Genomic DNA, 14,471 nt, shown 5'->3' with positions numbered 1-14,471 from the left:
CGGAATTACTGCGTAACGTCAGCCAGCGGATCATCGTTGGCAGGCGCAGGATCGGGTGCCGGAGCGCCCTCGCCTGTTGCCGGGCCCAGCGCTCCGGCCAGCGGATCGTTCTCTACCGGGGCGACATTGCGATCGAGTGTCGTGGTGATCTCGTCGGTGCCGGTTGCCTCGACTGCTACGGCTGCAAGTGCAATCGAAAGCGCCACAAAAGCGATCGCAAGGATCTTCGTTGTCCGGGTCATGAAGTCGGCTGCACCGCGCGCACCCAGCATGCCCGTCGGGCTGCCGCCAATGCCCAGCCCGCCGCCTTCGGAACGCTGCATCAGGATGATGCCAACCAATGCGGCAGCGACGATCGCTTGCAAGACGGTAAGAAAGAGAAAAAGTGACATGCGATACGCTTCTTGTTTGTGGTGGCCCTGCAAATAGGGATGCAAGCCTTGCAGGGCAAGCTTGGTGACTCACTGCTGCCTCTGAGGTTATTCAGGCCTAATTGGTTTCGATATCGCTTGCGGCGATTACGATGCCAAGGAAACTTTCGGCAGAAAGGCTCGCGCCGCCTACAAGCGCCCCGCCCACATGCTCAGCAGCGAGGATCTCTGCCGCGTTCTCGGCCTTGACCGAACCGCCGTAGAGGATCCGGATCTCGCTTCCTGCTTCATCGCCATAGGTTTCAACTAGCAAGCCGCGAATGGCCGCATGAATCTCTTCGATATCCGCAATTGATGCGGTCTTGCCGGTGCCGATCGCCCAGATGGGCTCGTAAGCAACCGCAATCTGTTCGGCCACCGCGTCCGCTCCGTCTTCCAGCGGGGGGAGCGATGCGCGCAATTGATCCAGGACGAACTTCTCAGCCTTGCCCGAATCGCGAACCTTTTCGCTTTCACCGCAGCACAGCACGAGGCGGAGCCCGGCTTCCAGCGCGTCGTCAGCCTTCTGCCGGATCAGTGCATCGCTTTCGCCATGACCTTCGCGGCGTTCACTATGGCCAAGAATAACGAATTTCGCGCCGGCATCGGCAACCATGCTGGCCGAGACATCGCCGGTGAAGGCGCCGTCGGTTCCCGTGTGACAGTCCTGCGCACCAACGCCGATCTGCTCGACTTCGCGGTGGACTGCATGGATCAGGGTAAACGGCGGTGCGATTGCCACTTCGACCTTCATAAGGCGCTGCGCCGCACGGTCGATCGCCCGCGCTTCACCCAGCATGGCGCGGGTGCCATTCATCTTCCAGTTGCCGATAATAAAGGGCCTCATGGCCATGACGCTATGTGTCCCGGATAAGTTCGAATCTTCGGAGCCGCAGAATGCTGGTCCGGCGCGATCCGCTAGCCGAGCGGGACGATACAGTCAAAACCTATGCCGCATCGCGGCAAACTCCTTGTCCGGACTGTTGCCGCAGCCGCGCAGGCCCGATAAAGCCCGCCCGACAGCGCCCTGTGATGGGCACAGATTCTCGATTTCCTGGAACGCCTGGCAATGATTCATTTCTTCCGCAGATTCTTCCAATCGAAGATTGGCCTTGGGATAACTTTCGCCTTTCTCGGACTGATCGCCTTTGCCTTTGCCAGCTCCGACGTTGCCAACACGGCAGTCTTCGGCGGTGTCGCAGGTGGTGACCGCGTCGCAGTAGTAGGCGATGCCAAGATCAGCACCAGCGACCTCAGCCGCGCCACCAGCAATGCGGTCGACCAGATTCGCCAGCAGGATCCGACTATCACGATCCAGGCCTTTGCCGAGCAAGGCGGTATCGAGGATGTGCTCGACCAGCTTATCGCCCAGACCGCGATCAGCGAGTATGCTCGCAAGCATGGCCTTCGCGCCGGAACCAACCTCGTAAACAGCGAGATTATCGGCAATCCCGCTTTTCGCGGTGCCAGCGGCAATTTCGACCAGCAGGCTTACCAAGGCATCCTGGCGCAGCAGGGATTGAGCGATGCTCTGGTGCGCGAACAGATCGCATCCGGCCTCTATGCCCAGCAACTTCTTGCCCCAGCGGGCTTCGCTGCCAATGCCCCAGCTTCCATCGCCCGGCGTTATGCTGCCCTCGCCCGTGAAAGGCGCGTTGGAACGATCGCCACCCTGCCAAGCAGCGCATACGCACCGACGGGCAATCCCACGAATGCGGAACTTACCTCCTTCTACAACGATAACCGCGAAGTCTTCGTCCGTCCCGAACGCCGCGTAATTCGCTATGCCACTTTCGGCACCGAGGCGCTCGATGGCTCAATCGAGCCGACCGAAAATGAGATCGCCGCTCGCTACGAGCAAAATCGCGCCCAATTTGCTGCGAGCGAAGAGCGCGTAATCACCCAGATCATCGTGCCGACCGAAGCGGGCGCCAATGCTTTGCGCGCTCGACTTGATGGCGGAGCATCGATCGCTGGCGTCGCTGCCGAAGCCGGGTTCCAGACTTCGCAGATTGGTCCGATCGAAAAGGATGCACTGGGGCAGCAATTCTCGACGGCGGTTGCCAATGCAGTATTCGCAGCGTCCCGCGGCGGCATTGCCGCACCCGCGCGTAGCGGCCTGGGCTGGCACGTGGTCCGCATCGACAACGTCAATGCAATCGCTGCTCGCAGCCTCGCCGACGCGCGCGAAGAACTGGCCGAAACGATCCGGGCCGAAAAACGCCGTCTTGCCATTTCCGATCTCAGCGCGCGCGTGGAAGAAGAAATCGACGAAGGCGTTGCTCTGGCGGAAATGGCCGAACAACTTGGCGCTGAAATCCAGAGCACGGCGCCGGTCACTTCGGACGGCCGCGTTTTCGGCAATCCATCGCAGACGATCCCGCCGGTCCTTGGCCCCGCGCTTTCGACAGCGTTTCAGATGCAGGAGGGCGAGCCGCAACTCGCCGAGATCCAGCCCGGTCAACTGTTCCTCATCTACGAAGTCTCCGAGATTACTGAGAGCGCTGCGCCGCCTTTGGCGCAGATTCGCCAGCAGGCGATCACCCAATGGCGAATCGATGAGGGATCAAAGGGTGCGCGCGCGGCAGCTGATCGCGTCTTGGCCCGCCTCGGCGGCGGAACGACACTCGAAGCGGCGATCGCGGAAGAAGAGCCCAATTTGCCCGGTATCGATCGGATGAACCTGACACGCGAACAGGTCGCGCAGGCATTCCAGCAAGGGGTGCCTGCACCGCTCGCACTCATGTTCTCTATGGCCAAAGGCAGTTCGAAAAAACTCGAAGGTCCAAGCGGGATCGGTTGGTTCGTCATCGACCTTGACGAAATCTCTGTCGAGGAAATCGCTGCGAACGACCCCTTGGTCGCGCGTACCCAGCGGGAACTCGGCCAGGCATTAGGCTCCGAGTATATCGACCAACTAACTGTGGCGATGCGCGAAGAGGTGGGAGCCGAGCGCAATGACCCGGCGATCGCCGCGGTGCGCCGCCAGCTGACCGGCGAAAACTGAGGCCAGCGCTGGGCGGCCCCGCTCTTGAAGGCTCACGCCGAGCGTCCGACGCGCTAGCTGCCGGAAACCATGCGCTTGTCTGGCGCAGAGCGGTCGCAGACACCGAGACACCTGTAGGAGCGGCGTGCAAGCTTTTCGAAGCAGAGCGCGGCGACTTCCTGCTCGAATCGGTCGAAGGCGGCGAAGTGCGCGGGCGTTACAGCCTGCTTGGCCTCGATCCCGACCTTGTCTTTCGCGGCGAAGGCAAATCGGCTGCGATCAATCGGCAATGGAAGACTGACCGCGACGCTTTCGAGCCCTGCGCGGATGAAAGCATTGCCGCGTTGCGCCAACTGGTCGAAGATTGCCGGATCAATGTGCCGGATGGACTGCCACCGGCCTTGTCATGCCTTGTTGGTTACTTTGCATACGAGACGGTCGGACTAGTCGAAGAACTTCCCCGGGCACCGGAAAATCCGCTGGACCTACCCGACATGCTCTTCGTACGCCCCACCGCTATCCTCGTGTTTGACCGGCTGAGCGAAGAGCTGTTCTGCATCGCACCGGTCTGGGCTGAAGGGGCCGCTGACCCGTCACAGGCAATCGAACGCGCGGGCGAATATATCGACGAAGTCTTGCGCCGGCTCAACAGCACTATCGCCGGCGAGAATCGGATCGCCGGTGTCCCGTCGCTCGAACTGGAACCGCAGCTGGACGGCGCGCGCTATCGCGAGATGGTGCTCAAGGCCAAGGACTACATCACCGCAGGAGACATCTTCCAGGTGGTGCTGGCGCAGCGATTTACCTGCCCCTTCCCCTTGTCTCCGCTTGCCTTGTACCGCGCGTTGAGACGGGTGAACCCTTCCCCGTTCCTTTACCTGCTAGACTTGCCGGGTTTCGGTATCGTCGGTTCAAGCCCAGAGATTCTCGTGCGCGTGCGCGGCGGCGAAGTTACGATCCGTCCGATTGCAGGGACCCGTCCGCGTGGCGATACTCCCAAAGCTGACCGCGAGGCCGAAGCCAGCTTACTGGCCGATCCCAAGGAATGCGCCGAGCACCTGATGTTGCTTGATCTGGGCCGCAATGATGTGGGCCGGGTGGCAGAGCGGAACTCGGTCGAAGTCACCGACAGCTTCACGGTCGAACGCTACAGCCACGTCATGCACATCGTCAGCAATGTGGTCGGCAAGCTGGCAGGCGACAAGGATGCGCTCGGCGCCATCTTTGCAGGTTTTCCTGCGGGCACTGTTAGCGGCGCCCCCAAAATTCGCGCCTGCGAAATCATTGCTGAACTCGAAACGGAAACACGCGGGCCTTATGCGGGCGGCGTTGGCTATTTCGCGCCCGATGGCTCGCTCGATAGCTGCATTGTCCTGCGTACGGGTGTTTTGAAAGACGGCACCTTGCATGTGCAGGCCGGCGCAGGCATCGTCGCGGATAGTGATCCCGAATACGAACAGCGCGAATGCGAAGCGAAAGCCGGGGCCTTGATCGCCGCAGCAAGGGAAGCCATGCGCGTCGCCAGCGAACCTGGATTTGGACAATGAAGAAGCTGATATTCCTCGCCCCGCTCGCTGCCTCATTGGCTTTGGCCGCTTGTGACATCCAGCAAGGCGGCGAACCGGTAGTGCGGCACGATATCAGCGGAGAGCAAGTAACCGAAGTGGCCGATGGGGGAACGGGCGAAGTGGGCGTCGCCCCTGCCCCGGCGTTTGCCTCCGACTGCACGCCGCATTTCTTCGAGGAAGTGCTATTTACCGATTGTGTCGCAAGCCCGGACACGCACCGGATTGATACCGCGCTCGCACCTGAAAGTGGGGTGCCGTTCGGCTCACTCGCGGCTTTTTCGGAAACGGTGACCGGCGAGACAATCGCCTTCGCAGTCAACGCCGGGATATTTGATCCCGACGGTCTGCCGATCGGCTACTTTGTCGAGAACCGCGAGCGTCTGGAAGAACTCAATCGTGGCGAAGGTGACGGCAACTTCTTCATGGCGCCGAACGGCGTATTCTACGGCACCGATGGTAGCTGGCGCATCCGCACGACGCAGGATTTTTATTCCAATGTCGGCGATAGACCACAATTCGGGACACAATCTGGGCCGATGCTCCTGATCGGCGGGGAAATGCATCCCGATTTCCAGGATGACGGACCTTCCAAGGCAATCCGAAACGGGGTCGGGATCGATGACGATGGCAAGGCGCATTTCGTGATCAGCGAAGCCCCGGTATCGTTTGGCAAACTGGCGCGCTTCTATCGCGACGAGTTGAAGGTGAAGAACGCGCTCTACCTTGATGGCAATGTCTCTTCGCTGTGGGACCCGGCCAAGAACCGCCTCGATACCGGAAAGGGGGTCGGGCCGATCCTGGTTGTGAAGAAACGGCAAGACGAGGCGGGACAATGATCCTCGTTATCGACAATTACGACAGCTTTACTTTCAACCTGGTCCACTACCTGATGGAATTGGGAGCTGAAGTGCTGGTCGAGCGGAATGATGCGCTCAGCGCCTCCGATGCACTAAAAACCAATGCTGCAGGATTCCTCATTTCACCCGGCCCCTGCACGCCGAACGAGGCGGGGATCAGCCTCGAGCTCGTCGCAGCCTGCGCCGATGCCGGTAAGCCGCTGCTCGGCGTGTGCCTGGGTCATCAGTCGATAGGCCAGCATTTCGGCGGCAAGGTCGTGCAAGGCGGGCTAATGCACGGCAAGACCAGCGCGGTGACGCATGACGGAACGGGTGTGTTCGAAGGGCTACCCTCGCCCTTCACAGCGACGCGCTATCACTCGCTGATTGTCGACGACATTCCCGAGGTGCTCGAAGTCAACGCTACTAGCGAAACACCGGGCCTCGATGGCATCAGCGTGATGGGCTTCCGCCACCGCGAGCTGCCGATTCATGGCGTGCAATTTCACCCGGAAAGCATAGCCACCGAACACGGACACGAATTGCTGGCCAATTTCCTGAAGCTGTGCGGTATCGAGGCGAAAGTCCCGGCATGACGCTTGAAGAAACCGAGGAACTGTTCGGGCGCATGCTTGATGGCGAGCTGGACGACGAAGCAATTGCTGCGACACTTGTCGAAATGGCCGATCGCGGCGAAACAGCGCGGGAAGTCGCCGGAGCGGTACGGGCGATGCGCAAACGCATGGTCGCGCTCGACGGACTGGAGCATGCGATCGATGTCTGCGGCACGGGAGGCGACGGCCAGCATACACTCAACGTCTCGACCGCCGTGGCGATCGTGGTCGCCGCATGCGGAGTTCCTGTTGCCAAGCACGGCAACCGCGCTGCCAGTTCGAAGGCGGGCGCGGCGGATACGCTCGAAGCGCTTGGCCTCAACCTGGCGAATGCCAGCAAGATGGCACCAGAAACATTGCCCGATCACGGCATCGCGTTCTTCTTTGCGCAGGCGCACCACCCTGCGCTTGGGCGCATTGCCCCGATCCGCAAGGCGCTGGGGCGCAGGACGATCTTCAACCTGCTCGGGCCGCTGGCCAATCCGGCAAGGGTAACCCGGCAGTTGGTCGGCGTGCCTTCACCCGATCTGGTTCCCCTGTATCGCGAGGCGATGGAACTGCTCGGCATGGAGCAGGCCATGATCGTATCGGGTGAAGAAGGTCTTGATGAGATTTCGATCTCCGGCCCCACCCGGATAGCTACGATCGGTCTCGTATTGGAAGGCAATTGCGTAACGCCAGAACAAGCCGGATTGCCGCGCCATCCGCTGGAGGACCTGCGCGGCGGCGATGCCGAATACAACGCTGCAGCGCTCAGGCGCATGCTGCAGGGCGAAGAAGGGGCATACCGCGATGCGGTCCTGCTCAATTCCGCAGGTGCGCTCATTGTAGCAGGCGAGGTTTCCGACTGGCGAGAAGGCGCAGAGGAAGCTGCCGAGGCAATTGACAAGGGCCTCGCAAATGCGTTGCTTGATTGCTGGATCGGCACGGTCAAATGAGCGACAAGCTCGCCGAGATTTGTGCCACCAAGCGAATCGAAGTGGGCGCGCGCCGCGCCGAGCGCTCAATTACCGCGCTCGACCATGTGGCAGCCGGGCAATTAGCGCCGCGCGGGTTCCACAAGGCGCTTGCGGCCAAGGCTGCCGGTGGTTTCGGTCTGATTGCAGAGATCAAGAAAGCCTCCCCTTCCAAGGGCCTCATCCGCGAAGATTTTCACCCTGCGGATCATGCGCGCGCTTATCAGGAGGGCGGCGCGGCTTGCCTGTCGGTGCTGACCGACGCGCCCTATTTCCGGGGGCATGAGGACTTCCTGATCGAAGCGCGAGCGGCTTGCGAGTTGCCAGTCCTGCGGAAGGATTTCATGATCGATCCTTGGCAAGTGGCCGAAGCCCGCGCGATCGGCGCCGATGCGATCCTTATCATCGTTGCGGCGCTCGAAGACTCCGAGATGGCCGAAATCCAAGCCGCGGCAACCGAACGCGGAATGGACGTGCTGGTCGAAGTCCACGATGAACCCGAAATGGAGCGCGCATCGCGGCTCAATTCCCGGCTTATCGGGGTCAACAACCGCAATTTGAAGACCTTCGTGACCGACCTAGCGACGACGGAGCGTCTTGCGCCGCTCGCGCCGGAAGGCACGCTGCTCGTGGGCGAAAGCGGGCTCAGCTCGCATGCGGATTGCCTCAGGCTGGCCGAAGCGGGCGTACGCTGCTTCCTCGTCGGCGAAAGCCTGATGCGGCAGCCGGATGTCGAAGAAGCGACACGCAGTCTCCTGGGCGGCTGACACTGTCCTACATTCAAATTTTCCTGCATAGAAGCGTGGATGATACGCCGTCTCGACCTTCCCAAACCTCTAGTTGCGACCGAACGACCGAGACAGCATCTTTTCGGCTCATGGACAGTGCTCCATGTGCTCCATCCAGTAGGAATTGTTAGCGACAAGGTATTGAAATCATTATGAGTGACCGCCTTACCCATATCGATAACACCGGTGCCGCCCGCATGGTGGATGTCGGCGCTAAACCTGAGACCGCGCGGGTTGCCGTAGCTTCCGGCGCGATCCGGATGAGCGCGGCAACGCTTGAGGCGGTGCGCGAAGGCAATGGCCCCAAGGGTGATGTGCTCGGCACAGCGCGCATTGCCGGGATCATGGCGGCCAAGAAAACCGCCGAACTCATCCCGCTGTGTCATCCGCTGCCGCTCGATTCGGTCAACCTGGAATTCGAATTCGCAGCCGACCACGTGATCGCGACAGCCACGGCCTCAACCACCGGGAAAACCGGGGTCGAGATGGAAGCGCTGACAGCAGCGTCAATCGCCTTGCTGACCATTTACGATATGGCCAAAGCGCTTGAGAAAGGCATGGTGATCAGCGAGGTCCGCCTGCTGGAGAAGCGCGGCGGCAAATCGGACGAATGGCGCGCCGAATGAGCCTGCCGCCCAAGCCGATCCCGCTGGAGGAGGCATGGGAGCGCCTGCTTTCCGATGTAGCGCCTCTCGGTTTCGTGACTGTCGCTGTACGGGACGCGCCGGGCAGCTACCTCGCCGAAGATCTAAAAGCTCGCCGCACCCAGCCTGTGACCGACCTTTCTGCGATGGACGGCTACGTCGTGCGCTCTGATGACTGCGTTGGCCCATGGCAGGTCATCGGAGAAAGCGCCGCAGGCCATCCTTTTGGCGGGACGCTCTCGGCAGGTGAAGCGATCCGCATTTCGACCGGTGCGCATATGCCGACTGGCGAGGTCGCCGTATTGCTGCAAGAGAATGCTGAGCGGGAAGGTGAACGACTCTCGATCAACGGCAAAGGCGAGCCGACCGAACGACATATCCGCCGTGCTGGCTATGATTTCTCCGATGGGCAGGCACTGCTCGGCAAGGGCACACGGATCGGCGCGGCGCAACTGGCTCTTGCGATCTCATCCGGTCATGGTGAGCTTGCGGTCCACCGCCTCCCCTCGCTCGGGGTGATAGATAGCGGGGACGAGCTTTCCGCTTCACTTGATAATTGCGGGCCGAACCAGATCCCCGCGAGCAATGGCGCGATGCTGGCGGCAATGGCAGCGCCATATACAAGCGAGGTGCGTGCGCTCGGACCGGTCGAAGATCGGATGGAGTCGATCCTTGATGCCTTCGACGCGGCTGCATCGTGCGATGTTATCGTAACGACTGGCGGCGCTTCGGTGGGCGATCACGACCTCATCCGTCCAGCGCTCGAGCAATGGGGTGCCAAGATCGATTTCTGGCGCGTAGCGATCAAGCCGGGCAAACCGCTAATGGTGGGCCGCAAGGGTTCGCAGATCATCCTTGGCCTGCCGGGAAATCCCGGCTCGGCCTATGTCACCGCGTTCCTCTTCCTGCTGCCACTGCTCCGCAGGCTGGCGGGCTCTCTTAGCCCCAACCCCTCCACCATCGCTCTACCGACAGCGGTCGATATCGGTCACGGTCACAAGCGACGCGAGTTCTTGCGCGCGGTCTATCGCGAAGGCATGGTCGAGCCGCTGGGTTCGCAGGACTCGGGCGGCATGCATGCCCTCGCCATTTCCAATGCGCTGATCGACAGGCCGTCGCTGGGAGATGAGGTGAAAGCGGGAACATCTGTTCCGGTCTACTTGCTCGAAAATGGCTGAATTGCTTGACTTGCCAAATTTGGTTGCCTAATTGTTCCGTATTCGTTCGCATCACTCTATGGCGCGATTCGGATGGAACCATTGGCGACCATGGAGCCTCACATGCTGACTGCAAAACAGCACGAACTGATCCGCTTTATCCAGCAGCGACTTGAAGAAACCGGCATCTCGCCGAGTTTCGAGGAAATGAAGGAGGCGCTTGATCTGAAGAGTAAGTCGGGCGTTCATCGCCTGATCTCTGCATTGGAAGAGCGTGGCTTCATCCGCCGCTTACCGAACCGCGCCCGCGCGCTTGAAGTGATCAAGCAGCCGGAAGATGCGGTTCCCGCTGCTCCGCGCGCCCGCGCTGCCAATGACATGGTGGCTGCAGCGACGCGAAGCACGCAAGTCAGACAGTCCGAAGCTGCGAATGATGTGATCGAAATTCCGCTTCATGGGCGCATTGCCGCCGGTGCACCGATCGAAGCAATCGAAGATCAGAGTTCGCTTCCCGTCCCTGCGGCGCTGCTCGGCCCGGGCGAACATTATGCGCTCGAAGTATCGGGCGATTCGATGATCGATGCGGGTATCTTTGATGGTGACTTCGCGCTTGTTCGGCGGACCGATACGGCCCGCGATGGCGAAATCGTAGTGGCGCTTGTCAATAATGAGGAAGCGACGCTCAAGTATCTTCATCGCGATCAGGGGCGCGTGCGGCTTGATCCGGCCAACCCGACGCATCAGCCGCAGGTCTATGACGCTGCTCAAGTGCAGGTGCAGGGCAAACTCGCGGGGCTATTGCGGCGGTACCACTGATGAGCCACGTTTGAGGAATGCGTTTGCGTGGTCTCAATCGCGCCGCCCTTTCCACCAGCCATGTTCGCCTTGTCCATCGGCGACGGAATCGATCCGTTCGTCAGCAAGGTAAAGCGATAGGCCTCCCGTCCGCGACAGCATTCGCTTGTCCGCCTTGAGCCATTTCGGCTGGCAGCTACGCGGCAGCCAGCGATCGGCGATAACAATATCGGCCTTGATGCATGCAGCAGCGAGAGCTCGCTCCTCCACCCGATCGCGGCTACGAGCCATGAGGATCTGCCAGGTTCTGTCATTGCGCTCGATACCCAATGTGCAGAAGTCCCGTGAACACTGGGCCATAGGCCATTCCTCCAGGGTAATTGGCTCTCCGTCCATTCCCGCCAGTTCGAGCAGGTTGTCGCGAGCAAAACTGCTGCGTCCGTCGCGAAGGACCAACAGGCGCTCGTCCTCTCCTGCGATCCCGACATGTCGGCCGTCGCCGGAGATAAGCACATCGGGAGCGGGGGTGACCGCCAACATAGCAGTCGCGATTGCGACCGGAGCTAACCCGAATAGCCGTGCCTTTCCTTGCCAAAGCCCGAGCCACAGGAGGCCCAATAGGAAAAGGAAAAACGTAAAGTCACCCATCTGGGGGAGCAATTTGACGGCTCCGGGCTGTTTGGCGGTGAAGCGTGCAATCCCGACCAGCAGCTCAAGCGATTGCTGGACTAGCCACCATGCTGGAGCACCCGCTCCTACAAGGTCGAGGAGTAGCCCGATAGCAATTAGCGGCATCGAGACGAAGGTGACCAATGGAATAGCGATCACATTCGCGAGCGCCCCGTAGAATCCGCCGCGGTGGAAATGGAACAGGACTATCGGCATCAAAACCAGCTCGATCACAAGCCCGGTCAGTAGCAACATCAGTCCTCGCCGCCCTATCTTCGCCAGCCATCCTTCCTCACGGGGCGCGAGAAACTCACGCACCCACCCGGTGTTGTGTAGGGCGATGATCGACAGCACCGCGGCAAAACTCATCTGGAAGCTTGGACCGACCAGCGATTCGGGCCAAACAAGCAGGACGAACGCGGCAGCGACTGCGACCATGCGCATCGATAACGGCTCACGCCCCATGGCCAAGGCAATGAGGACGAGTACGGCTGCCGCACAGCTCCTTACGGTGGGCACTTCGCTGCCTGTCAGCAATGTATATCCGATCCCGGCAAGCGCGCCCGTGGCCGCAGCAACAACAGGCAGCCGCAGGCGCAATGCCAGCCAGGGCCACAAAGCCAGGATTTTGATCGACAGAAGATACGCCGCAGCGATCACCGCGCTGACGTGCAATCCGCTGATCGACAGCAAGTGCGTGAGCCCGGAATCGCGCATCGCCTCTTCGTCCGCGTCGCTGATCGCTCCCCGATCACCGCTGGCGAAGGCCGCTGCAATGCTGGCGGGCGAACCTGACATCTGCTCGCGCACATGATGCGACAGCCTTCGCTGGACCTGCGCCAGCCAACTTTCATCCTCGCTCGCGCGGGTCAGTTCGATCGGTCCCAATACGGTACCCGTTGCCGACAATCCCTTGAACCAAGCGGCGCGGGCGAAGTCGTAAGCGCCCGGAAGCATTGGCGGCGCAGGCGGCATCAGCCGCGCTCGCAGCCTGATGATTGCACCTTCGCGAAAGTGAGGCCGGTCGGCGTCAAGCGGCACATTGACTCGCACTTTGCGCGCCTTTCCCGCCTCTGCATCGCGCATCGCCAAAGTCAGCCTGACCCGGTCTCGCGCCGGTTCTTCTTCTCGGTCAAGTATGCGCGCCTCGAAACGCTCAACCCGGGGAAAATCGTACGGTTCGGCGCCAACCATTGCCGAACGCGCCCAGATAACCATGACTCCAAGTGCTATCGCGAGAGAGATGGATACGAACGCAGCCCGAAGCTCTCCGAAACTCGTCGCAGACTGATGCAACGATAAGGCACCAATTGCGGCCAGGATGCAACCAGCAATCAACGCCATCCATTGCCACGGTGACGCCAGCAGAAACCAAATCGCGATTCCGCCTGCCAACGCGACTGCTAGCCATGGTCCGCGGTCAAATCCCGCTTGCAAAAGAAAATCGTTCGCTCGTGCAGCAAAACTGGACAAATGGACGCCTGTGCGCCATGAGTGCTGCACTGCAGCATGGCCGGTATCGGGCTCATTTCCATAGGGAACTTGGGACCCGCTCTTGGAAGCCATCAGCCCATCGAAAGGAAGTCACGCGACATGGCAAGCGCCGCCGGATTAAAAGAAGGAAAGGTGGTCACCCGCTTTGCCCCCTCGCCTACCGGCTTCCTGCATATTGGCGGGGCCCGCACTGCACTGTTCAACTGGCTTTTCGCCCGCCATTACGGCGGCAAGGCATTGCTCAGGATCGAGGACACCGACCGCAAACGCTCCACGAGTGAGGCGATCGATGCCATCCTTGACGGCCTCGACTGGCTTGGCCTTGATTACGACGAACCGCCCGTATTCCAGAGCGAGCGAGCAGGACGCCATGCGGAAGTGGCACAACAGCTGCTAGCCGCGGGCCACGCTTACAAGTGCTTTGCCACACCGGAAGACCTTGAAGCGATGCGCGCCGAACAGCGCGCGAACAAGCAGCCGATGCGTTACGATGGCAGGTGGCGCGATCGTGACCCCTCCGAGGCTCCCGAAGGCGCACCCTACGCTGTCCGGATCAAGGCACCCACGGATAGCGAGACCACCATTCAAGACGCGGTCCAGGGCGCAGTCTCGGTCAAAAACGCCGAGATCGACGACTATATTATTTTGCGCGCCGACGGCACGCCGACCTACATGTTGGCAGTGGTGGTCGACGACCATGATATGGGAGTGAGCCATATCATTCGCGGCGACGACCACCTCAACAACGCCTTCCGCCAGCTCCCGATTATCCATGCGATGAACGAGATCGAGGGCGGATGGGACACCCCGGTTTACGCGCATGTCCCGCTGATCCATGGCAATGACGGCGCGAAGATGTCCAAGCGGCATGGTTCGCTCGGCGCAGAGGCCTACCGCGACGATCACGGGATATTGCCGGAAGCGCTGTTCAATTACCTGCTTCGACTGGGATGGGGCCACGGCGACCGAGAAGAAATTACCCGCGAAGAGGCAATCGAGCTCTTTACCCTTGAGGGCGTTGGCAAGAGCCCCTCACGGTTCGATCTGAAGAAACTTCAGCACCTCAACGGGCATTATATTCGCGAGGCGGATAATGCGCGGCTTGCCGGCCTGATTGCGGAAAGGCTGGGCAGCAATCCGGACATTGCCCTGCTCACCGAGGCGATGCCCGTATTGAAAACCCGCGCACGCAATCTTGATGAACTTGCCGAGGGTGCTGCGTTCCTGTTCAAACAGCGGCCTCTGGAAATGACAGAAAAGGCTGCCGGATTGCTTGACGATGACGCCCGCGAGCGTCTGCGTAGCATTTATGCGCGTCTCGAAACCGAAAACGACTGGACTTTGGAGGCTCTGGAGGCCAGTCTCAAATCACATGCCGAGGAGCTCGAACTGGGCCTCGGCAAACTGGCGCAGCCGCTTAGAGCCGCGCTGACCGGGACGACCACGTCTCCCGGGATTTTCGATGTTCTGGTCCTGCTTGGCCGGGAAGAATCGCTGGCGCGGGTTGACGCGCAAGCGGCTCCGGCGAGCTAGGGCAAAAGGGGTAAGGAGAAG

13 protein-coding genes are annotated in these 14,471 nt (G+C 60.8%); 10 read left to right on the top strand and 3 right to left on the bottom strand.

From position 1 onward, the window contains the following. Positions 1-5: 5 nt before the first annotated feature. Both secG and tpiA read right to left on the bottom strand, forming a co-directional pair. Entirely contained in the window at positions 6-392 is a 387-nt protein-coding gene (gene secG / locus ACEWMW_RS11030) for a preprotein translocase subunit SecG (protein WP_409413982.1), read from the bottom strand. A gap of 97 nt (positions 393-489) precedes the next feature. Continuing rightward, a complete protein-coding gene (gene tpiA, locus ACEWMW_RS11025; protein ID WP_409413981.1) occupies positions 490-1,263 on the bottom strand; it encodes a triose-phosphate isomerase in 774 nt (257 codons plus the stop codon). 216 nt (positions 1,264-1,479) lie between these two features. Between tpiA and ACEWMW_RS11020 the strand changes: the two genes are divergently transcribed. The 9 genes from ACEWMW_RS11020 (at position 1,480) to lexA (ending at position 10,775) form a co-directional block, all read left to right on the top strand. Further along, the gene (locus ACEWMW_RS11020) at positions 1,480-3,417 is read left to right on the top strand and encodes a SurA N-terminal domain-containing protein (protein ID WP_409413980.1); all 1,938 of its coding nucleotides are present in this window, start codon (positions 1,480-1,482) and stop codon (positions 3,415-3,417) included. 8 nt (positions 3,418-3,425) lie between these two features. Further along, entirely contained in the window at positions 3,426-4,943 is a 1,518-nt protein-coding gene (locus tag ACEWMW_RS11015) for an anthranilate synthase component I family protein (protein WP_409414456.1), read from the top strand. Continuing rightward, positions 4,940-5,800, top strand: a complete 861-nt coding sequence (locus ACEWMW_RS11010) for a phosphodiester glycosidase family protein (RefSeq protein ID WP_409413979.1) — start codon at positions 4,940-4,942, stop codon at positions 5,798-5,800. Before ACEWMW_RS11015 ends, ACEWMW_RS11010 begins: the two co-directional genes overlap by 4 nt. Then, positions 5,797-6,396 carry an anthranilate synthase component II gene (locus ACEWMW_RS11005; protein WP_409413978.1) on the top strand — a complete coding sequence of 200 codons (600 nt, stop codon included), beginning with the start codon at positions 5,797-5,799 and terminating at the stop codon, positions 6,394-6,396. Before ACEWMW_RS11010 ends, ACEWMW_RS11005 begins: the two co-directional genes overlap by 4 nt. After that, positions 6,393-7,352 carry an anthranilate phosphoribosyltransferase gene (gene trpD / locus ACEWMW_RS11000; protein WP_409413977.1) on the top strand — a complete coding sequence of 320 codons (960 nt, stop codon included), beginning with the start codon at positions 6,393-6,395 and terminating at the stop codon, positions 7,350-7,352. Before ACEWMW_RS11005 ends, trpD begins: the two co-directional genes overlap by 4 nt. Beyond that, entirely contained in the window at positions 7,349-8,137 is a 789-nt protein-coding gene (gene trpC / locus ACEWMW_RS10995) for an indole-3-glycerol phosphate synthase TrpC (RefSeq protein WP_409413976.1), read from the top strand. The genes trpD and trpC overlap by 4 nt, the downstream gene beginning before the upstream one ends. Positions 8,138-8,310: 173 nt before the next feature. Then, positions 8,311-8,784, top strand: coding sequence for a cyclic pyranopterin monophosphate synthase MoaC (gene moaC / locus ACEWMW_RS10990; RefSeq protein ID WP_409413975.1), 474 nt, complete (start codon positions 8,311-8,313; stop codon positions 8,782-8,784). Then, entirely contained in the window at positions 8,781-9,980 is a 1,200-nt protein-coding gene (locus ACEWMW_RS10985) for a molybdopterin molybdotransferase MoeA (protein ID WP_409413974.1), read from the top strand. The genes moaC and ACEWMW_RS10985 overlap by 4 nt, the downstream gene beginning before the upstream one ends. Before the next feature lie 102 nt (positions 9,981-10,082). Next, positions 10,083-10,775 (top strand): transcriptional repressor LexA, encoded by a 693-nt coding sequence (gene lexA, locus ACEWMW_RS10980; protein ID WP_409413973.1) that lies wholly within the window; start codon positions 10,083-10,085, stop codon positions 10,773-10,775. 33 nt (positions 10,776-10,808) lie between these two features. Here the strand turns inward: lexA and ACEWMW_RS10975 are convergent, their stop codons facing one another. Next, entirely contained in the window at positions 10,809-12,989 is a 2,181-nt protein-coding gene (locus ACEWMW_RS10975) for a ComEC/Rec2 family competence protein (protein WP_409413972.1), read from the bottom strand. Positions 12,990-13,016: 27 nt separating this feature from the next. On the opposite strand from ACEWMW_RS10975, the gene gltX reads away from it, so the two are divergent. Beyond that, complete coding sequence (gltX, locus tag ACEWMW_RS10970) at positions 13,017-14,450, top strand: glutamate--tRNA ligase (protein ID WP_409413971.1); 1,434 nt, start codon at positions 13,017-13,019, stop codon at positions 14,448-14,450. The last annotated feature ends 21 nt before the right edge of the window (positions 14,451-14,471 follow it).

This window comes from Litorerythrobacter xanthomarinus, from assembly GCF_046254955.1.
In the GTDB taxonomy this organism is placed as follows: Bacteria; Pseudomonadota; Alphaproteobacteria; order Sphingomonadales; family Sphingomonadaceae; genus Qipengyuania_C.
Note: the sequence above shows the minus strand (reverse complement) of the source record. Positions and strands in the feature narration are given on the sequence as shown.